The organism is Leisingera sp. ANG-M7, from assembly GCF_000813965.1.
Taxonomy (GTDB): Bacteria; Pseudomonadota; Alphaproteobacteria; order Rhodobacterales; family Rhodobacteraceae; genus Leisingera.
Genome location: NZ_JWLI01000003.1, coordinates 1 through 19,722, shown reverse-complemented (window position 1 = coordinate 19,722; position 19,722 = coordinate 1). Strand labels below are relative to the sequence as shown.

The following is a 19,722-nucleotide window of genomic DNA, read 5'->3' as shown; positions in this document are numbered from 1 at the left end:
AAAAACATACAGTCTGTATGCATGTGGAAATAAACATACAGGCTGCATGTATGCAAGAGAGAAATACTCCCGTCCCAAACACCGCGCGCCGCGCCGCCATGCGTGAGCGGCTGATCGCTGCCGCCCGCAAACTGTTTTCGGAAAAGGGCTACGCCGAGACATCAACGCCGGAAATCGTCAAGGCCGCGGAGGTCACGCGCGGCGCGCTTTACCATCACTTCGATGGCAAGGAGGCGCTGTTCCGTGCTGTTGCCGAGGCCGAGGCCCAAGCGGTTACCAAGGCAATCGAGGCCGCGGCCAAGGTGCCGGGCGGGGAGGGGCTGGAGGCGGGCAGCCGGGCGTTCTTTGCCGCAATGGCGAAGCCGGGCCGCGCCCGCATACTGCTGGTGGACGGGCCCGCTGTGCTGGGAGCCGCTGCGATGGACGAAATTGATGCCGGCGGCGGGCGCAGTGCGCTGCGCGCGGGGCTGGCGTCTGCGGGCACGGGCCTGAAAGAAGGTGAGCTTGATGCGCTGGCGGCGGTGATGTCAGCGGCCTTCGACAGGGCAGCGCTTGCCATTGCCGAAGGTGCTGAGTCCGCGCCTTATGAGGCGGCGATGGCGGCATTGATGCGTGCCGCCATCGTACCGGTGACTTAGGTCGAGGCTTTTTTGGCGGCAGGTTTCTTCTTGGCGGCGGGCTTCTTCGCCGCTGCCTTTTTCTTGCCGCCCTTGGAGGACTTCTCGGCAATCAGCTGCACCGCCATCTCCATGGTCACGTCCTTGGGCTCCACGTCCTTGGGCAGGGTGGCGTTCACCTTCTCCCATTTGACGTAAGGCCCGTAACGCCCGTCCAGGATGTTGACGGCACCGCCGCTTTCGGGGTGCTCGCCCAGCTCCTTCAGCGGCTTGGCGGCAGCCCGTCCGCGTCCGCGGCCCGGGTTGGCGCGCTTCTCCGCCAGCATCTCCACCGCCCGGTTCATGCCGATCTCAAAGACGTCCAGCGTCTCCTTGAGGTTCACGTAAACCGGCTTTTCCTCGTCGGGCAGTTGGTGCGCGATGTACGGCCCGAAGCGGCCCAGGTTGGACTGGATCGCACCGCCGTCCGGGTGCTGGCCGATCTCGCGCGGCAGGGTCAGCAGGGTCAGCGCCTGTTCCAGGGTGATCTCATTCGGGCCCCAGCCGGGCAGGAAATCCTTGCCCTGTTTGGGCAGCGAGGAGCGCGGCGGCTTCTTGTTCTCGGGCGTCGCCTCGCCGCGCTGAACGTAGGGGCCGAAGCGGCCGGATTTCAGGTGGATCTCGTCGCCGTCGTCCTCGCCCAGAATACGCTCATAGCCCTCGGCACCTTCACCGGAGATCGGCCGGGTGTAGTTGCATTCCGGGTAATTGCCGCAACCGACAAAGCCGCCGGTGCGCGAGGTCTTGAGGTGCAGCTGGCCTGCGCCGCACTTCGGGCAGGTGCGCGGGTCGGTGCCATCTTCACGCGGCGGATAGAGCTGCGGTGCCAGCGCATCATCCAGCACATCCAGCACCTCGGTGATGCGCAACTCGGAGGTTTCAGCAATGGCTGCCGAGAAATCCCGCCAGAACTTGCCCAGAAGCTCTTTATAGTCGCCGTCGCCCGCGCTCACGTCGTCCAGTTCTTCTTCCAGATTGGCGGTGAACTCGTAACCGACGTATTTGCGGAAGAAGTTCAGCAGGAAGATGGTAACGATCCGGCCCTTGTCCTCGGGGAACAGGCGGTTCTTTTCCTTGCGGACGTATTCGCGGTCCTGGATCGTGGTGATCACGGACGCATAGGTCGAGGGGCGGCCGATGCCCAGCTCTTCCATCCGCTTGACCAGCGTCGCTTCGGTATAGCGCGGCGGCGGCTGGGTGTGGTGTTGCAGCGCCAGCACGGCACCGTCCTCAGAGAGGACAGAGGCGTCCTTGCCTGCCTTCTCTGCCTGCGCTGCCAAGGAGGATGCGAATTTCAGCGCCTCGCCCTGCATGATCTGCGGCAGGCGCTTGTCGTCCTCATCCGCCACATCGTCGCGGCCTTCCTCATAAACCCGCATGAAGCCGTCAAACAGCACCACCTGGCCGGTGGCGCGCAGCACGACTTGGCTGTCGGCAGAGCCGATATCGACTGTGGTGCGCTCCAGCCGGGCGCCTTCCATCTGGCAGGACAGGGTCCGTTTCCAGATCAGGTCATAAAGCTTGCGCTGGTCGTCGTCGCTGACCTTCAGGCTGGCGGCATCGCGGCTCATGTCGGTGGGGCGGATACATTCGTGCGCTTCCTGCGCGTTCTTCGCCTTGTTCTTGTAGATCCGCGGGCTGTTGGGAACGTATTCTGAGCCATAGCGCTTCTCGATCTCGGCGCGGGCTTCCTGCACAGCCTCGGGCGCCATGTCGATACCGTCGGTCCGCATATAGGTGATGAGGCCCGCCTCATACAAACGCTGGGCCGCGTTCATGGTCTGGCGCGCGCCCATGCCGAACTTGCGGCTGGCTTCCTGCTGCAGGGTCGAGGTCATGAAGGGGGCAGAGGGATTGCGGGCCGCGGGCTTGGCCTCGACCGACAGCACCGACAGCTTGCGCGAGGCCACGGCTTGCACTGCCAGTTCGGCAGAGGTGGAATTCTTCAGGCTGTATTTGTCGAGTTTTTCGCCGCCCATGACGGTCAGGCGCGCCTCGAACTCCTGGCCGCGGGGGGTGGCCATCTGGGCGCGCACGGACCAGTACTCCTGCGGATTGAACGCCTCGATTTCCATCTCGCGCTCGACGATCAGGCGCAGGCAGACGGATTGCACCCGGCCCGCCGAGCGCGCACCCGGCAGTTTGCGCCACAAGACCGGCGACAGGTTGAAGCCCACGAGGTAATCCAGCGCGCGGCGTGCCAGATAGGCCTCCACCAGCGGCATATCGACCTGGCGCGGGTTCTGCATCGCCTCGGTCACCGCTTCCTTGGTGATCGCGTTGAAGGTCACGCGGCTGACGGCGGTGTCCTTCTTGATCGAGCGCCGCTTGGTCAGCGCCTCCTGCAGGTGCCAGCTGATTGCCTCTCCCTCGCGGTCGGGGTCGGTGGCGAGAATCAGCGCATTGTCCTCTTTCAGCGCGTCGGCAATGGCCTTCACATGCTTGCGGGAATCGTTGGCGACCTCCCATGTCATGCCGAAATCATTGTCGGTGTCGACCGATCCGTCCTTGGCCGGCAGGTCGCGCACATGCCCGTAAGACGCCAGAACCGTATAGTCGGGGCCAAGATATTTATTGATTGTTTTTGCTTTGGCCGGGGATTCGACAACTACTACTGGCATAAATTCTGATACCTCTTCGGACCGGTTTGCCGGGTTCTATGGCGGGGCAGGATGTGGGGCGCAAGGGGAGAATGTCAATCCGGGCTCAATGGACGCGGCGCAATTGCTGCCATTGCGGTCCTGTTGCGGCGGGTTCCTGCGGGGGGTGATGTTGGCGTCAGTGGCGCCGTCAGGGGGGATCAATCCTTGTCCTCAGGATAGGCACGGGACAGCAGGCCGCCGGGATCGCGGCAGATCGCGCCTTCCAGCTCAAGGTCGGTTAGGGCCGGAGCCACGTCCTGCGGCGGCAGGGACAGGTCGCGGATCAGCTGTGTTTCAGAGGTGGGGGAGGGGCCGAGGCTGCCGAGGATCTGCTGGTGCAGGGCGTGGGTCTCAGCCAGGCTGCGGCGCTGCGGGGGCTGCGGCGGCAGGGCGGCCAGCGCCTGCTGCAGATCCTGCGGGGCGGCGGCCTGCGCTGCGGGCAGCTCCTGCGGCGGCAGGGCCTCCAACACATCCTGGGCGTCGCGCACCAGCGTGGCGCCGTCGCGGATCAGCCGGTTGCAGCCTGAGCTGCGCGCATCAAACGGGTGGCCGGGCACCGCCAGCACCTCGCGGCCATAGTCCAGCGCGTCCCTTGCGGTGATCAGGCTACCGGATTTGGCGGCGGCCTCCACCACCACCAGGGCGCGGGACAGGGCGGCGATGATCCGGTTGCGTTTGGGGAAATCGCGGGCCTGCGGCGTAAGGCCCATGGGCTGTTCCGACAGCCGCAGCCCGGTCTCAGTTATGTCAGCCGCCAGTTTGGCGTTTTCCGCCGGGTAGATCACGTCCGCTCCGCCCGCCAGCACCGCGATAGTGCCGGTTTTCAACGCCGCCTGATGGGCCGCGGTGTCGATGCCGCGGGCCATGCCGGAAACCACGATATATCCGGCCTCGCCCAGGGAATGGGCCAGAGACCGCGCCATGCGCACCCCCAGCGAGGAAGCATTACGCGCGCCCACCATCGAGATCATCGGGCGGTCCAGCACCGACAGGTCGCCGATAGCCCACAAGAGGGGCGGCGCATCTTTCAGGCCCTTGAGAAGGGCGGGATATTCGGGGTCTGAAAAGCACAAAAGCCGCGCTTTGGCGGCTTTTGCGGTCTTGAGTTCTTTGTCCACCGCCTTGGCAGGGCATGTTTCATACCCTTTGATGCCTGCGGAGCGTGCCACTTCGGGCAGCGCATCCAGCGCGTTCTGCGCCGAACCATATTCTGCGAGCAGCCGGTGAAAGGTCACCGGGCCGACCCGTTTGGAGCGCAAAAGGCGAAGCCATGAATACCGGTTATCTTCCGTGGTGGGTGGGAGTGGGGGGTGAGTGGAAGAAAGTGTTTCTTCGGTCATCCGCAGCTCCGCCTGTTTGCAGGACAAGAATTAACCTTGAGGGGGTTAACAGGTGGTGAACACCTGGCAATTTTTTGGTAATGCCCCGAAAATTTTTGCTAAGTTGCGAAAACTGAAGAAGAAATTCACATTCAAGCAAAGGTTGTGCGGCTGTGTTTGCCGTGTTTGAGCCCGGCTGGCTGTGCAGCCGGGCCCTGGATTTTGCGGCAAGTATATGGTTTCGCCGGGAATTTACGCAGCAGACCCGCCGACTGTCAGCCCGCCCATCAGCACAGACGGCTGGCCGACGCCGACCGGTACCCATTGCCCGGCCTTGCCGCAGTTGCCCATGCCAGGGTCCAGCGCCATGTCGTTGCCGAGGCCGCGGATCTGCTTGAGCGCGGTGGCGCCGTCGCCGATCAGTGTGGCGCCCTTAACCGGTTCACCAACTTTGCCGTCCTTCACGCGGTAGGCCTCGGTGCAGGAAAACACGAACTTGCCATTGGTGATATCGACCTGGCCGCCACCGAAGCCCACCGCCCAGATGCCGTCCTTGATGCCCGCCACCAGGTCGCCGGGATCGGCCTCGCCGCCCAGCATGTAGGTGTTGGTCATCCGCGGCATCGGCGCATGGGCATAGCTTTGCCGCCGCCCGTTGCCGGTGGGGGAGACCCCCATCAGCCGCGCGTTCTGGCGGTCCTGCATGAAGCCGACCAGAACCCCGTCCTCGATCAGCGTGGTTTTCTGGCTGGGGGTGCCCTCGTCATCCACGGTGATGGAACCGCGCCGGTCCGGGATGGTGCCGTCATCCAGCACCGTGACGCCCTTGGCAGCGATCTGCTGGCCCATCAAACCGGCAAAGGCCGAGGACCCCTTGCGGTTGAAATCGCCCTCCAGCCCGTGGCCGATCGCCTCGTGCAGCAGGATGCCTGGCCAGCCGGGGCCAAGCACCACATCCATCTCGCCAGCGGGGGCCGGGACCGCATCAAGGTTAACCAAGGCGATGCGCAGCGCCTCCTGCACTTGGGCCTGCCAGTTCTTGGGATCGACCAGCCCGTCAAGGCCCAGCCGCCCGCCGCCGCCGGCGGAGCCGCTCTCGCGGCGGCCGTCCTTTTCGACGATGACGGAGACATTCAGGCGCGCCATCGGGCGGGTGTCGCGTACCCGCACCCCGTCGGCGCGCAGGATTTCCACCTCCTGCAGGGAGGCAGCCAGTGACGCGGAGACCTGCACCACGCGTTGATCCAGATCACGTGCATAGGCATCAATTTCGCGCAGTGTCTCCACCTTGACCGGGAACGGCATGGCGCTGATCGGGTCGGCGTCGGTGTAAAGCTTCTTGTTGGTGGCCAGCGGCGCGTCCGAGTAGGTGCCGCCGCCCCCGCCGACTGCCAGCTTGGCGGTTTCCGCCGCCCGCCGCAGCGAGGCGATGGAGACGTCTGTGGAATGGGCATATCCCGCCACATCACCGTTCACGGCCCGCAAACCAAAGCCTTCGGAGGCATCGTAGCTGGCGCTGCGCAGGCGCCCGTCGTCAAAGGACAGCGCCTCCGACTTGCGGCGTTCGGCAAAGATCTCGCCGTCCTCCGCACCGTTCAGCGCATCGCGCAGGGTGGCCAGCGCCTCATCCTCCGGAAGCGCGGTTTCGAAGGGACGGAAGGATGGGTTTTCCATGGCACGGTCCTCAGATTTTTTTGATCTAAATCAAGAAAGCGACGGTTTGACGCTTGGCTGCCTCTTTATCTGTACGCCCGAATATGGTTTTAAGCTGCATCAAAGACAACGGGGCAGGTGCGTTTTGCGGAATCATTGATTCCCGGGCATTTCGTGCTGCCGCAGGAACAATACGATCAACCGATCAGGACAGAACATGAAAAACGCTTTGATGCTTTCGGGCCTTTTCGCCGGCCTTTCGAGCCTTCCAGCAATGGCGCAAGAAGGCCTGAAAACCATTGGTAAGCCGGTGGACGGCGGCCTGAACTTCCAGCCGGCGGCGACGTCGCTGATGGAAGGGATCCACAAGCTGGACTGGATGATCCTGGTGATCATCACCGTAATCTGCGTGTTCGTGGCCGGCCTGCTGCTGTGGGCTATCCTGCGGTTCAACAAGCGTGCCAACCCGACCCCGGCGAAATTCACCCACCATACCCCGATCGAAATCGCCTGGACCGTGATTCCGATCCTGGTGCTGGTGTTCATCGGCTCCTTCTCGCTGCCGCAGCTGTTTGCCCAGCAGGAAATCCCCGAGGGCGACATCAACATCAAGGTGACCGGCTACCAGTGGTACTGGGGCTATGAGTATTCCGACCACGAGTTCGGCTTTGAGAGCTTCATGCTGGCAAAGGAAGACCTGGCTGCAAACGGCTATGCCGAGGACGAGTACCTGCTGGCCACCGACACTGCCGTCGTGGTGCCGTCGGGCAAGACCATCGTGATGAACGTGACCGGCGCCGACGTGATCCATTCCTGGACCATCCCGGCCTTCGGCGTGAAGCAGGACGCGGTTCCCGGCCGTCTGGCACAGCTGTGGTTCAAGGTCGAAGAGGGCAAGGAAGGCATCTACTTCGGCCAGTGCTCCGAGCTGTGCGGCAAGGACCACGCCTATATGCCGATCACCGTCAAAGTGGTGACCCAAGCCGAATATGACGCCTGGCTGGAAGGCGCCAAGGAAGAATACGCGGGCATCCCGCAGGCCTATCAGGTCGCTTCCAACTGATCCCCTGGCTGCAGGGTGCCCGAGGGGGCGCCCGTGCCGCACAGTGACAAGACCTGGGTGCGCAAGCTTGCGCACCCGTTGCCGCCAAAGGACCCAAGATGAGCGACGCAAGCATCAACGCAAGCCGGGCATATGAGGACGAGGCCAGCTTTGGCGATTATTTCGCCCTGCTGAAGCCCCGCGTCATGTCGCTGGTGGTGTTCACCGCTCTGGTCGGTCTGCTGGCCGCGCCGGTTTCCGTGCATCCCGTTGTCGGCTTCTGCGCGATCCTGTTCATTGCCATCGGCGGCGGTGCCTCCGGCGCGCTGAACATGTGGTGGGACGCCGACATCGACAAGGTGATGAAGCGCACCAAGTCGCGCCCGATCCCGGCCGGCAAGGTTGAGGCCGGCGAGGCGCTGGCGTTCGGCCTGGCGCTGTCGGGCCTGTCGGTGATTATGCTGGCGCTGGCCGCCAACGTCTTTGCCGGCGCGTTCCTGGCCTTCACCATTTTCTTTTATGTGGTGGTTTACACCATGTGGCTGAAGCGGGCGACGCCGCAGAACATCGTCATCGGCGGGGCCGCTGGGGCCTTCCCGCCGGTCATTGGCTGGATCGCGGCCACCGGCACCATGTCGGTGGAACCCTGGCTGATGTTCCTGCTGACGTTCATGTGGACGCCGCCGCATTTCTGGGCGCTGGCGCTGTTCATGCGCTCTGACTATGACGACGCGGGCGTGCCGATGCTGACCGTGACCCACGGCCGCCGCGCCACCCGCATCCACATTCTGGCCTATACCGTGCTGCTGGCCGTGCTGGCCGTTGGCACTGCGTTCTCCGGCATTGGCGGCCCGATCTATCTGGCCGTGGCCGTTGTGCTGAACGCGCTGTTCCTGCACGGCGCCTGGAAGATCACCCGCCGCGACGAGGATGATTCCGAGGCCGACAATTTCAAGGTGGAGCGCAGCTTCTTCAAGCTGTCGCTGCTCTATCTGTTCCTGCATTTCGGCGCCATCCTGGCCGAGGCCCTGCTGAAGCCCTATGGCTTGGGAGGCTGGTAAGATGGCGCTGCGCAAGGAACATGAGATCCACAAGCGCCGGTCCGGCCTGAACAAGGGCGTCGGCATTCTGCTGGCGGCCTTTGTGGTGCTGATCATGGCGCTGACCATGGTCAAGGTGACCTCTGCCAGCTTCAAGTTTCCCGATGCACAGTCTTCTGGTGAACAGGGGGAGCAGAACTGATGGCGCTGCAAGGCCCCCAAAAGACTGTTGTTCAGCTGGTCGGCGTGGTCGTCCTGATGGGCGGGCTGTCCTGGGCGTCGGTGCCGTTTTATGACTGGTTCTGCCGCGTCACCGGCTTTGGCGGGGTCACCGGCGTGGCCAGCGCGGGGTCGGATACGGTTCTGGACCAGACCATCAAGGTGCGCTTTGACGGCTCCAAGGAACGCGGCATGCCGTGGGAGTTCAAGCCGATGCAGCGCGAGATGGAGATCCGTCTCGGTGAAACCGGCCTGGCCTTTTACGAGGCCTACAACCCGACCGACCGGCCCGTGGCAGGGCAGGCGTCCTATAATGTGGCGCCTTATCAGGCCGGCGGGTTCTTTTCGAAAATCGACTGCTTCTGCTTTACCGAGCAGGTGCTTCAGCCGGGGGAGCGGGTGCAGATGCCCGTGACCTTCTATGTCGACCCGGAAATCATTGACGACCGGGACGCGAAATACGTGCATACGATCACGCTGTCGTACACGTTCCATGAAATCGATCTGCCCGAGGGCGTCGCCGCTCTCGACACCGGGGATAACACCGGGGCAGGAACAACCACGAACTAGGCCGCTAGGTGAGGGACACTTAAATGGCGCACGCTAAAAATCACGATTATCATATTCTGCCGCCGTCGATCTGGCCGCTGGCCACTGCCCTGGGCACCTTTGTCATGCTGGTTGGCGCAGTGTTCTGGATGAAGGACATCACCGCCTGGGCCTTCTGGATCGGCTTTGTTGCGGTCCTTTACTGCTCTTATGCCTGGTGGGCGGAAGTTGTCGCCGAGAGCAAGGTCGGCGACCACACGCCGGTTGTCCGCATCGGCCTGCGTTATGGCTTCATCCTGTTTGTGATGTCCGAGGTGATGTTCTTTTTCGCCTGGTTCTGGTCGTTCTTCAAACACGCCATGTACCCGATGGAGACCTACATCGGCACCGAATATGTGAAGCCGGAGATCTATGCCGTCGACCCGTTCCACCTGCCGCTGATCAACACACTGATCCTGCTGCTGTCCGGCTGTGCCGTGACCTGGGCGCACCACGCCCTGGTGCACAACAACGACCGCAAGGCGCTGATCCAGGGCCTGGCCATCGGTATCGCCTTCGGCATCGCCTTCACCGCGCTGCAGGGCTATGAATACGCCCACCTGCTGCACGAAGGCTGGCAGTTCGGCGGTGATGAGTTCTACTCGAACTTCTTCATGGCAACCGGCTTCCACGGCTTCCACGTGATCATCGGCACCATCTTCCTGACCGTCTGCCTGATCCGCGCGATGAAGGGCGATTTCACACCCGAGCAGCACGTCGGTTTCGAAGCCGCCGCCTGGTACTGGCACTTCGTGGACGTTGTCTGGCTGTTCCTGTTCTTCGCCGTCTACATCTGGGGCACCTCTGGTTTGTAACGGTTACATGTTTGCGGTTGATTATCCGCAGGCATGAGGCCACACACGGGGCGCGCAAGGGACACCTTGCGCGCCCTGAACTTTGAAGCGGAGCAGCGATGATGCAGCGTGCCATCTTCCTGTTGATCATCGGCGGCGCAGGTCTGGCCATTCTGATCGGCCTTGGTACCTGGCAGCTGCAGCGCAAGGCCTGGAAAGAAGACCTGCTTCAGACGATTGAGGCCAGTATCGCGGCTGCACCGGCGGCCTTGCCGCAGGTCCCGGTGAAGGAGCAAGACCGCTACCGGGCTGTTACCGTCGAGGGTGAAATCGAAGGCAATGCGCTGCATGTGTTCTGGGTCACCAGAGATGCCGAGACGGGGTACAGGGTCATTGCCCCTTTCGTGACCACCGATGGGCGGCGTGTCCTGTTGGACCGGGGCTTCATCCCTGCCGCTGAAAAGGCCGCATCCCTCACCATCGGGCAGGCCACGGTCACCGGCAATCTTCTCTGGCCGGATGAGGGCGACTGGACGACCCCTGCGCCGGAAGCGGACACCAATATCCTCTATGCCAGGGACGTTGCCTATATGGCAGAGCGCCTGAATACCGAACCCGTTTTGATTGTCGCCCGCAGCGCAGCGCCTGAGGCCGCGGTCACGCCGCACGCTGTGACAACTGCGGGCATCCCCAACAACCACTTGCAATATGCGATCACCTGGTTTTCGCTGGCCCTGATCTGGGGTGCGATGACCGTCTACTTCCTGCGGCGCAGCCGCCCCTGAACCCGAAAGAGCTGAAGGCGATGAAATATATCTCGACCCGGGGCCAAGCGCCCGAGCTGACCTTTGAAGACGCGATGCTGACCGGCCTCGCCCGCGACGGTGGCCTCTATGTGCCGTCTGAGATCCCGCAGATGTCCCACGGCGACATCGCCGCACTGGCGGGCCTGTCCTACGAGGAAACCGCCTTCCGCGTCATGCGCCCGTTCATCGGCGATTGCTTCACCGATGAGGAATTCCGCGCCATCATCAACCGCGCCTATGAGGGCTTCGGCCATGCCGCCCGTGCGCCGCTGAAGCAGCTGGCGCCGAACCATTTCCTGCTGGAGCTGTTCCACGGGCCCACGCTGGCGTTCAAGGATTTCGCGATGCAGCTGATCGGCCAGCTGTTCCAGGCAGCACTGGAACGCCGCGGCGACCGGGTGACCATTGCGGGCGCCACCTCCGGCGACACCGGCTCGGCGGCTATGGAAGCCTTCCGCGGCCTCAGCAATGTGGATGTGTTCATCCTGTACCCGCATGGCCGCGTGTCCGAGGTGCAGCGCCGCCAGATGACCACCCCGCAGGACGCCAATGTGCACGCGCTGGCGGTTGATGGCGATTTCGACGACTGCCAGGCGCGCGTCAAGGACATGTTCAACGACTTCGGCTTCCGCGACGGGGTAAAGCTGGCGGGGGTCAATTCGATCAACATCGCGCGGGTGCTGGCGCAGGTGGTTTATTACTTCTCCGCTGCCGTGAGCCTTGGCGCACCGCAGCGCAAGGTGAGCTTTACCGTGCCGACCGGCAATTTCGGCGACATCTTTGCGGGCTTCATCGCCAAGCAGATGGGCCTGCCGATCGACCAGCTGGTGGTTGCCACCAACCAGAACGATATCCTGCACCGCTGCCTGTCGGGGCAGGGGTACTACAAGGGGGAAACCCAGCCCTCGATCTCGCCGTCGATGGACATTCAGGTGTCCTCGAACTTTGAACGCGCGCTGTTCTATGCCTATGGCAAGGAAAGCAAAGCCATCGCCCAGCTGATGGATGAGCTGAAGAACGGCGGCTTTGACGTGTCGCAAGGCGCGATGCAGGCGCTGGCGGAGAACTACGTCTCCGGCCGCACCTCCGAGGAGGAAACCCTGGCGACCATCAAATCCGAGCTGGCGGCCTCTGGCGAGCTGCTGTGCCCGCATGGTGCGGTTGGCGTGAAGGTCGCAAATGAGCATCGCAGCGCAGACGTGCCGATGATCACGCTGGCCACCGCGCATCCGGCGAAATTCCCGGCCGCCGTGGAAGAGGCCAGCGGCATTCATCCGCCCTTGCCTGCGCGCATGGCAGACCTGTATGAGAGGCCGGAACGGGTCACCCGGATCGCCAATGATCTGGCTGCCCTTGAGGATCACATCAGAAAGAACATCGCGAATTGACAGTTCAGCAGCACACACTCGCCAACGGGTTCCGTATCGTCTCCGAGCATATGCCGGGCCTGGAATCCGCGGCGGTCGGGATCTGGGTGAGCGCCGGCGGCCGCCACGAGCGGCTGGAGCAGAACGGCATTGCCCATTTCCTGGAGCACATGGCCTTTAAGGGCACCAAGCGGCGCTCGGCCCTGCAGATCGCCGAGGAGATCGAGGATGTGGGCGGCTATATCAACGCCTACACCTCGCGCGAGGTGACGGCCTATTACGCCCGGGTGCTGAAGGACGATGTGCCGCTGGCGGTGGATGTGATCGGGGATATCCTGCTCAATCCGGTGTTCGACCAGCGCGAGATCGAGGTTGAGCGCGGGGTGATCCTGCAGGAGATCGGCCAGTCGCTGGACACGCCGGACGACGTGATCTTTGACTGGCTGCAGGAGGAAAGCTACCGCGGGCAGCCGCTGGGGCGGACCATTCTGGGGCCTGCGGAGCGGGTGCGCAGCTTCAGCCGCGAGGATCTGCAGGGCTTTGTCGGCGAGCACTACGGCCCCGGCCAGATGATCCTGGCAGCAGCGGGCGGCGTCGATCACGACGCGCTGGTCAAACTGGCGGAGCAGCTGTTCGGCCATATGGAGGCCAAGCCGGAGTTCACCGCGGAAGGCGCGCAGTTCACCGGCGGCGAGGCGCGGCAGGTTAAGGATCTGGAGCAGGCGCATTTCGCGCTGGCTTTCGAGGGCCCCGGCTACCGCGACCAATCGATGTACACCGCGCAGATCTATGCCAGTGCGCTTGGCGGCGGCATGTCTTCGCGGCTGTTTCAGGAGGTGCGCGAGAAGCGCGGCCTCTGTTACACGATTTTTTCGCAAGCGGGCTCTTATGCCGATACCGGCTCGATGACCGTCTATGCGGGCACCTCCGGTGAGCAGCTGGAAGAACTGGCAGGCATCACTATCGACGAGATGAAGCGCGCCGCGGATGACATGAGCGATGCCGAGGTCGAGCGCGCCCGCGCCCAGATGAAGGCCGGGATGCTGATGGGGCTGGAAAGCCCCTCGAACCGCGCCGAGCGGCTGGCGCGTCTGATGCAGATCTGGGGTAAGGTGCCGTCGCTGGAACGCACGGTGGAGCGGATCAATGCCGTCACCACCAAGGACGTGCGCGCGCTGGCAGAGACCATGGCGGTGACGGCGCCTGCGGCGCTGGCTTTGTACGGCCCGGTCGCTGATGCCCCGGCGCTGGAGCGGCTGCAGGAGAGGCGCGCCGCCTGATGCTGCTCAACCGCCGCAAGGTCCGTATCGAAACCGAGCGCCTGACCCTCAGGCCGCCGGTGCATGCGGATTTTCACGGCTGGGCGGCGCTCAGGCTGCAGAGCCAGCCCTATCTGACGCCGTGGGAACCCAGCTGGGCGGCGGACCACCTCAGCCGCAAGAGCTTTACCAACCGGGTTTACTGGGCGCGGCGGTCGGTTTCCGGCGGCACCGCGCTGCCGCTGTTCCTGATCCGGCGCGAGGATCAGGTTCTGGTGGGGGCGATCACGCTGGACAACATCCGCCGCGGCCCGGCGCAGGCGGGCACGCTGGGGTACTGGACCGGGCTGCCGTTTGCGCGCCAGGGTTACATGCGCGAGGCCATCGGCGCAGTGGTGCATCATGCCTTCACCAAGCTGGACCTGAGCCGGATTGAGGCGGCCTGCCTGCCGGAAAACCAGGCGTCGCGCGGATTGCTGGAGAAATCCGGCTTCAAATACGAGGGCGTTGCCCAATCCTATCTGCAGATCAATGGCCGCTGGCGCACCCATGTGCTTTACGCCTCGCTGCGCCACGACCGCCGCGGCAAGACGCTGGCCGGGCAGGCCTAGGGGCAGGACCCGAGGGCGGTCATTCTCTCAACCGGATGCTCCCGTCCGTCGCTGGCGCATCAGAAGATACGCCGCTCCCGTTGGGCCGGGCGCCGCCCCTGCGGTGCGGCGTCCTTGGCTGGCGGTGCCGCGCCCTGCGCCAGCAGGGCGCCATGCCCAACTGCGGGGCGGAATTTTCAATTCTGCCTCAGCAGGCGGGAGAGCTTGCGGGCAAATTTTCCGGGATCAGGGCTGACAATGCCGGTTTGCGCCCTAGAACCTGCCTCATGCGCGCGTTTGCCTCTCTCCTGTGTTTCATTCTGTGTTCCGCGGCCCTTCAGGCGCAGGAGCGGCGGCAGAGCCATTGCATCGCGCTGGCCCGGTCCGTGCCAGGAATGGAGTACCTGCAGCAGGCCAGCTGGCAGGACCCGGTGGCCGGGGACAGCGTGCAGATCCGCTACATCGCCCATGCCTCTTTCCTGCTGCGCACCGCGGGCGGGCTGAATGTAGTCACCGATTTCACCGGCTTCACCGGCGCTGCGCCGATGATCCCGGATGTGGTCACCATGAACCACGCCCATGAGACCCATTGGACCGCCCATCCCGACCCCGCGATCCCGCATGTGCTGCAAGGCTGGGGGCCGTTCGGTGCCGGCATTGAGCATCATCTGGACCTGGGTGAGATGCTGATCCGCAATGTGCCCACTGACATCCGCAACATGTTCGGCGGGGTGGAGGTGCGCGGCAATTCGATCTTTGTCTTTGAGGCTGCGGGCCTCTGCATTGGCCACCTCGGCCACCTGCACCACGTGCCGACACCAGAGCAATATGCGGCGCTGGGGCGGCTCGATGTGGTGATGGCGGCGGTGGATGGCGGCATCACCCTGCCGCTGGATCAGATGCTGGAGGTGCTGGGGCGGCTGCGGTCGTCGGTGATCATTCCGATGCACTGGTTCAGCGACACTTCGCTGGAGCGTTTCCTGGCCCGGATCGGCCCGGAATTCGATGTGGTGGATGAGGGCAACAGCGCGCTGTCGGTGTCCCTGCGCAGCTTGCCCAGCCGCCCAACCATCCATGTGCTGCGGCCCAAGTACCTGCTGGACGGGGAGTGAGCCGCCTTGCCAGCCGCGGGGCCTTGCGGCATGGATAGGGCATGACGCTGAACCCTGCCGATCCCGCTTTTGCTGCCCGTCTTTCATCCCTGCTGCCCGAGGGCGTTTTGCGGGATGCCGAACCGCGGTATCTGGAAGAGCCGCGCGGCCGGTATCAGGGGCAGGCGGCGCTGCTGGCGCTGCCGCGCAGCGTGGAGGAGGTGTCCATCCTGGTCCGCGAAGCCAATGCCGCCCGGGTGCCGGTAGTGCCTTATGGCGGCGGCACCGGGCTGGTCGGCGGCCAAGTGATGGCGGAGGAACCGGCGCCGCTGGTGATCTCGCTGGAGCGAATGGCGGCGGTCCGGGCGGTGCACGCCCGGGAGAATGTGCTGATCGCGGAAGGCGGGGCCATTCTGGCGGACGTGCAGGCGGCGGCGCAGGAAGCCGGGCGCCTGTTCCCGCTGTCGCTGGCGGCGGAAGGTTCTGCCCGGATTGGCGGCAACCTTGCGACCAATGCGGGCGGCGTCAACGTACTGCGCTACGGCAATGCCCGCGATCTCTGCCTGGGGTTGGAGGCGGTGCTGCCCACGGGCGAGATCTGGCACGGGCTGTCGCGGCTCAGGAAAGACAACACCGGCTATGACCTCCGGAACCTCTTGATCGGGGCGGAGGGCACATTGGGGGTGATCACCGCTGCTGCCTTGAAACTGTCGCCGGTCCCGGCGTCGCAGGGCACCGCGGTCTTTACCGTGACGGACCCGCAGGCGGCCATTGATCTGCTGGCCCTGGCCCGGGATCACGCGGGTGAGGGCGTCAGCGCCTTTGAACTGATCCACCGTCAGGGGCTGGATTTTCTGGCGGAGACGCTGCCGCAGGTCCGCCAGCCCTTTACAGAAGCGCCGGAGTGGTGCGTGCTGATCGAGCTGGGCCTGCCGCGCGGCCTGGAGGCGGAGGACACTCTGGCCGCGCTGTTTGAAGCCGCCGAGGCGGCAGGGCTTGCCAGCGACGGGGTGATTGCCCAGTCGGACAGCCAGCGGCAAGCGCTGTGGGCCGTACGGGAGCATATCCCGCTGGCCAACAAGGCCATCGGATCAGTGTCCAGCCATGACATTTCGGTGCCCATTTCGGAAATCCCCGCCTTCATCGAACAGGGCAGGGCGGTGGTGGCCCGGCTCGGCGACTTCCGCGTCAACTGCTTTGGCCACCTGGGCGACGGCAACCTGCATTACAACGTGTTCCCAGCCAAGGGCCGCAAGCGGGAGGGCTATGACCATTTGCGCGGAGCGGTCAAAGAAGCGGTGCATGACCTGGTGCAGGCCTTCGGCGGCTCCTTCAGTGCCGAGCACGGGGTGGGGCGGATGAAAACCGGCGATCTGGAACGCTATGGCGACCCGGCCAAGCTGGCGGCGATGCGCGCCATCAAACAGGCGCTGGACCCCAATGGCATCATGAATCCGGGAGCGGTGCTGCGCGCGGAGTGAGGCGTGCCGTGAGCGGCGTCCTCCCGCACCCGCGGCTGCCCGGCTGCGCCGGACGGCTTTGGGCCCGGCGCCGCGCATCCGTGCGGCGCGCCCCTTCCGGCCCAAGGGCCTGAACGGGCCATGCCCAACGGGAACAGCCTTTCCCTGGAAAGGCGCCTGACCGGCGGGAGCCTTTCGGCCATGCACAGGCGGTATTTAGGGTTGTTCAGAGGCCCTCGAACTCGCAGAGCACATGCACGTCCATGCCCATGTCCTCCAGCAGCTTGCGGCCGCCCAGTTCCGGCAGATCGACGATGAAGGCGCAGGAGATGATCTCGCCGCCCAGCCGCTCGATCAGCTTGATGCCCGCGCCCGCGGTGCCGCCGGTGGCCAGGAGGTCATCCACGACCAGGATCTTCTCGCCCGGCTGGATCGCATCGTCGTGGATCTCTACAATCGCCTCGCCGTATTCCAGCTTGTAGTCCTGGCTGATCGTCGTGCCGGGCAGCTTGCCTTTCTTGCGGATCGGCACAAAGCCGGTGCCCAGCTGGTGCGCGATGGCACCGCCGAGAATGAAACCGCGCGCCTCAAGCCCCACAACCTTGTCGATCCGTTCGCCGGCGTAGGGGTGCAGCATCTGGTCGATGGTCATGCGGAACCCGCGCGGATCGGCAAACAGCGTGGTCACATCGCGGAACATGATCCCTTCGTGCGGGAAGTCGACGATGGTGCGGATGTAATCCTTGACGGCTTGTTTCTTGGGCATCGGCGCGGCTCCCTCGGGCTGTATCGTTGGTTCGGTCCGGCAGAGGGCCGGGCCAGCAGCGGTTTGGACGATCCAGGGCCCTGTTGCAAGGGAAAGCAGGTGGCAGCCCCCGGGGCAGTCCTTATTACTGGGTCTGATTACCGGGCCCGGTCTGTGCTCCAGCGCATCAGTGCCTCCAGGGGGCCGCGTCTGGCAAAGAGGTTCCAGAACCAAACCGCCACCATCGACAGGGCGCAGAACCCCATAGAGTAGCCGAAGATCTGCGCGGGGCTGAGCGCGCCGTCCAGCTGCCCCATCGCCTCCAGCGTGCCCATGCCAAGGAGGATATGCGCCGCATAAAGGCTGAGCGCCTGCCGGCCGGGCGCGGCCAGCCATTCCGCCAGTCCGGCCTTGTCGAGCATCGGGGTGAGGGCCAGCACCAGCCCGGTAACCGCAAGCGCGCTGCCGGAAGCGGCGATAATATAGAAGGGGCCGGGCGGGATGGCGCTGGTGCCGAACAGCTCTGCCAGCTCCGGGTCCTGCACAAGCATCGCGGGAACGGTTGCCAGCGCAGCTGCGGCGCCTCCCCACATGACCAGATGCGCCTGGACCCGGCGGCTCGAGAGCTCCAGCCGGCCGGCCCACATGCCGAGGAACAGGAAGGCGGCCCAGGGAAACACCGGGTGCCAGCCGTTGAAGAAGGAATGGCGCAGAAAGCCCTCGAGCGTCCAGAAGTTTGCATACTCAAGGGTTTCCCAGGTCCAATGCGCCTCGTAATCCAAGGCCAGCAGGCTAATGAGCCCGATCAGCAGGGTGCCCGCCGCGGCCAGCAGGAGCGCCCGGCTGGAGGCGGTCAGGAAGGGCATCGCCACCAGGAAGTAAAGCGCGTAGAAATGCAGGATGTCGGCCTCAAAAATCGTGAGGTTCAACAGCCCGACCACAAATAGGAACAGTGCCCGTCGGAAGACTGTTGTGCGGTCCGGGCGGCCCAGCGACAGCCCGATGCCTGCCAGCACCACAAACAGCGCCGCTGCGCGTCCCTCCAAAGCGTTGGTGAGCAGGGATGCGGTGTCCGTGCCCGGCGTCACCCCTGCTGCAATGCGGAAGTTCACCAGCACCATGCCGCAAAAGGCCAGGAAGCGGGCGATGTCCAATCCGTGCAAACGCATGAAAACCCCGTGAAATCAGGAATGTGAAAAGAGCTTGTTTCATTAGGATAAAGGGACTGCCGGCGGCAAAGAAAAGGGGCGGCCTGAAAAGGCCGCCCCCTGTGTTAGTGAATGCAAGGACTGCCAGTCAGCCCAGAACCCGGCCCGCCACGGCGTCCAGCCTGGCCAGCAGTGCCGGATTGCGTTTCTCCGGCGCGGTCATGATGGCGTATTCCAGCGCCTTGTCGCAGCCATGCGGGCAGTCCTGCCGGTCCTTGCCCAAGAGGCCGGGCAGGCGGCGCACCAGTGCCCGGGCGTTGGCGGAATTTCCCTGCAAAGTGGCAATGATATCAGTGATTTCCACTGCGCCATGCTCCGGGTGCCAGCTGTCGTAATCGGTGACCATGGCCACGGAGGCGTAGCACAGTTCCGCCTCGCGGGCGAGCTTGGCTTCGGGCATGTTGGTCATGCCGATAACGTCGCAGCCCCATTGCTCGCGGTACAGTTTGGACTCGGCCATTGAGGAGAACTGCGGCCCCTCCATACACAGATAGGTGCCGCCGCGGTGGACCTTGACGCCAGCCTCCCGCGCCGCTGTTTCTGCCGCGTCCGAAAGGCGTTCGCAGGTCGGGTGCGCGACGCTCACATGGGCGACGCAGCCGGTGCCAAAGAAGCTTTTTTCACGTGCGAAAGTGCGGTCAATGAACTGATCCACAACAACAAAATCGCCCGGTGCCATCTCCTCTCGGAAGGAGCCGCAGGCGGAGACGGAGAACACATCGGTGACCCCCAGCCGCTTCAGCGCGTCGATATTGGCGCGGTAGGGGACCTCGGTCGGGGAATGCACATGGCCGCGGCCGTGGCGGGGCAGGAAGGCCATTCTGACGCCGTCCAGCGTGCCGGTCAGGATCTGGTCCGAGGGCGCGCCCCAGGGCGTTTCAACCGTGGTCCACTGGGCGCCTTCCAGTCCGTCGATTTCATAAATGCCGGAGCCGCCGATCACGGCGATCATGGTTTTCCGGGTCATGTCCTGCCCTCCTGTTGCTGCTGGTTTCGGATATGCGCAAGCGGGGCGGAATTTTGCAAGAGCGGGGTGATCAACAGGGGGTGACATGCGTGCACTCCTTGTGCACCCCCTGTGCAGCGGATGGGTGCCGAAGCGGGAGCCTGCGGCGCGAGTATTTGGGGAAAAGGTGAAGGCGCGGGCGGGCTATTCGTTGCGGAGGATCGTGGTGAGCGCGGCGGCGAAGCCTCAGGAACCGGAAAGAAGACCCCGCCGGGGGGCGGGGTCTTCTTTCCGGTT

The 19,722-nt window shown here is 64.3% G+C and carries 18 protein-coding genes; 12 read left to right on the top strand and 6 right to left on the bottom strand.

The window, feature by feature from the left end; translation table 11 throughout:
* The first annotated feature begins 50 nt into the window (after positions 1–50).
* Entirely contained in the window at positions 51–638 is a 588-nt protein-coding gene (locus RA26_RS04355) for a TetR/AcrR family transcriptional regulator (RefSeq protein WP_039180482.1), read from the top strand.
* Here RA26_RS04355 and topA read toward each other — a convergent pair.
* From topA to tldD, 3 genes are all read right to left on the bottom strand, one after another.
* Positions 635–3,277, bottom strand: coding sequence for a type I DNA topoisomerase (gene topA, locus RA26_RS04350; protein WP_039180480.1), 2,643 nt, complete (start codon positions 3,275–3,277; stop codon positions 635–637). The two genes, RA26_RS04355 and topA, sit on opposite strands and share 4 nt — an antisense overlap.
* Positions 3,278–3,456: 179 nt before the next feature.
* Positions 3,457–4,638 carry a DNA-processing protein DprA gene (gene dprA, locus RA26_RS04345; RefSeq protein WP_039180538.1) on the bottom strand — a complete coding sequence of 394 codons (1,182 nt, stop codon included), beginning with the start codon at positions 4,636–4,638 and terminating at the stop codon, positions 3,457–3,459.
* Between the two features lie 231 nt (positions 4,639–4,869).
* Positions 4,870–6,291, bottom strand: coding sequence for a metalloprotease TldD (gene tldD / locus RA26_RS04340; protein WP_039180476.1), 1,422 nt, complete (start codon positions 6,289–6,291; stop codon positions 4,870–4,872).
* Between the two features lie 196 nt (positions 6,292–6,487).
* Here tldD and coxB point away from each other — a divergent pair, with 196 nt between their 5' ends.
* The 11 genes from coxB (at position 6,488) to RA26_RS04285 (ending at position 16,547) form a co-directional block, all read left to right on the top strand.
* Positions 6,488–7,333 (top strand): cytochrome c oxidase subunit II, encoded by an 846-nt coding sequence (coxB, locus tag RA26_RS04335; protein WP_039180473.1) that lies wholly within the window; start codon positions 6,488–6,490, stop codon positions 7,331–7,333.
* A gap of 98 nt (positions 7,334–7,431) precedes the next feature.
* Positions 7,432–8,373 (top strand): heme o synthase, encoded by a 942-nt coding sequence (gene cyoE, locus RA26_RS04330; protein ID WP_039180470.1) that lies wholly within the window; start codon positions 7,432–7,434, stop codon positions 8,371–8,373.
* Position 8,374: 1 nt separating this feature from the next.
* The gene (locus tag RA26_RS04325; protein WP_019298350.1) at positions 8,375–8,554 is read left to right on the top strand and encodes a hypothetical protein; all 180 of its coding nucleotides are present in this window, start codon (positions 8,375–8,377) and stop codon (positions 8,552–8,554) included.
* Complete coding sequence (locus RA26_RS04320) at positions 8,554–9,141, top strand: cytochrome c oxidase assembly protein (RefSeq protein WP_039180467.1); 588 nt, start codon at positions 8,554–8,556, stop codon at positions 9,139–9,141. The genes RA26_RS04325 and RA26_RS04320 overlap by 1 nt, the downstream gene beginning before the upstream one ends.
* Before the next feature lie 23 nt (positions 9,142–9,164).
* Positions 9,165–9,974 carry a cytochrome c oxidase subunit 3 gene (locus tag RA26_RS04315; RefSeq protein WP_039180465.1) on the top strand — a complete coding sequence of 270 codons (810 nt, stop codon included), beginning with the start codon at positions 9,165–9,167 and terminating at the stop codon, positions 9,972–9,974.
* 101 nt (positions 9,975–10,075) lie between these two features.
* On the top strand, positions 10,076–10,738 hold the full coding sequence (locus RA26_RS04310) for an SURF1 family protein (RefSeq protein WP_039180536.1): 663 nt from the start codon (positions 10,076–10,078) through the stop codon (positions 10,736–10,738).
* Positions 10,739–10,758: 20 nt separating this feature from the next.
* Positions 10,759–12,147: a threonine synthase gene (thrC, locus tag RA26_RS04305; protein ID WP_039180462.1), complete on the top strand. Its 1,389-nt coding sequence runs from the start codon at positions 10,759–10,761 to the stop codon at positions 12,145–12,147.
* Positions 12,144–13,406 carry a M16 family metallopeptidase gene (locus RA26_RS04300; RefSeq protein ID WP_039180460.1) on the top strand — a complete coding sequence of 421 codons (1,263 nt, stop codon included), beginning with the start codon at positions 12,144–12,146 and terminating at the stop codon, positions 13,404–13,406. The genes thrC and RA26_RS04300 overlap by 4 nt, the downstream gene beginning before the upstream one ends.
* Complete coding sequence (locus tag RA26_RS04295; protein WP_039180457.1) at positions 13,406–13,996, top strand: GNAT family N-acetyltransferase; 591 nt, start codon at positions 13,406–13,408, stop codon at positions 13,994–13,996. The genes RA26_RS04300 and RA26_RS04295 overlap by 1 nt, the downstream gene beginning before the upstream one ends.
* A 266-nt stretch (positions 13,997–14,262) precedes the next feature.
* Entirely contained in the window at positions 14,263–15,087 is an 825-nt protein-coding gene (locus RA26_RS04290) for an MBL fold metallo-hydrolase (protein ID WP_039180533.1), read from the top strand.
* 41 nt (positions 15,088–15,128) lie between these two features.
* Entirely contained in the window at positions 15,129–16,547 is a 1,419-nt protein-coding gene (locus tag RA26_RS04285; protein WP_039180454.1) for an FAD-binding oxidoreductase, read from the top strand.
* 205 nt (positions 16,548–16,752) lie between these two features.
* Here the strand turns inward: RA26_RS04285 and RA26_RS04280 are convergent, their stop codons facing one another.
* The 3 genes from RA26_RS04280 to RA26_RS04270 form a co-directional block, all read right to left on the bottom strand.
* Entirely contained in the window at positions 16,753–17,292 is a 540-nt protein-coding gene (locus RA26_RS04280) for an adenine phosphoribosyltransferase (protein ID WP_039180450.1), read from the bottom strand.
* Between the two features lie 137 nt (positions 17,293–17,429).
* On the bottom strand, positions 17,430–18,440 hold the full coding sequence (locus RA26_RS04275) for a DUF418 domain-containing protein (RefSeq protein ID WP_039180448.1): 1,011 nt from the start codon (positions 18,438–18,440) through the stop codon (positions 17,430–17,432).
* A 127-nt stretch (positions 18,441–18,567) separates the two neighbouring features.
* Positions 18,568–19,446 (bottom strand): S-methyl-5'-thioadenosine phosphorylase, encoded by an 879-nt coding sequence (locus tag RA26_RS04270; protein WP_039180445.1) that lies wholly within the window; start codon positions 19,444–19,446, stop codon positions 18,568–18,570.
* Between the last annotated feature and the right edge of the window lie 276 nt (positions 19,447–19,722).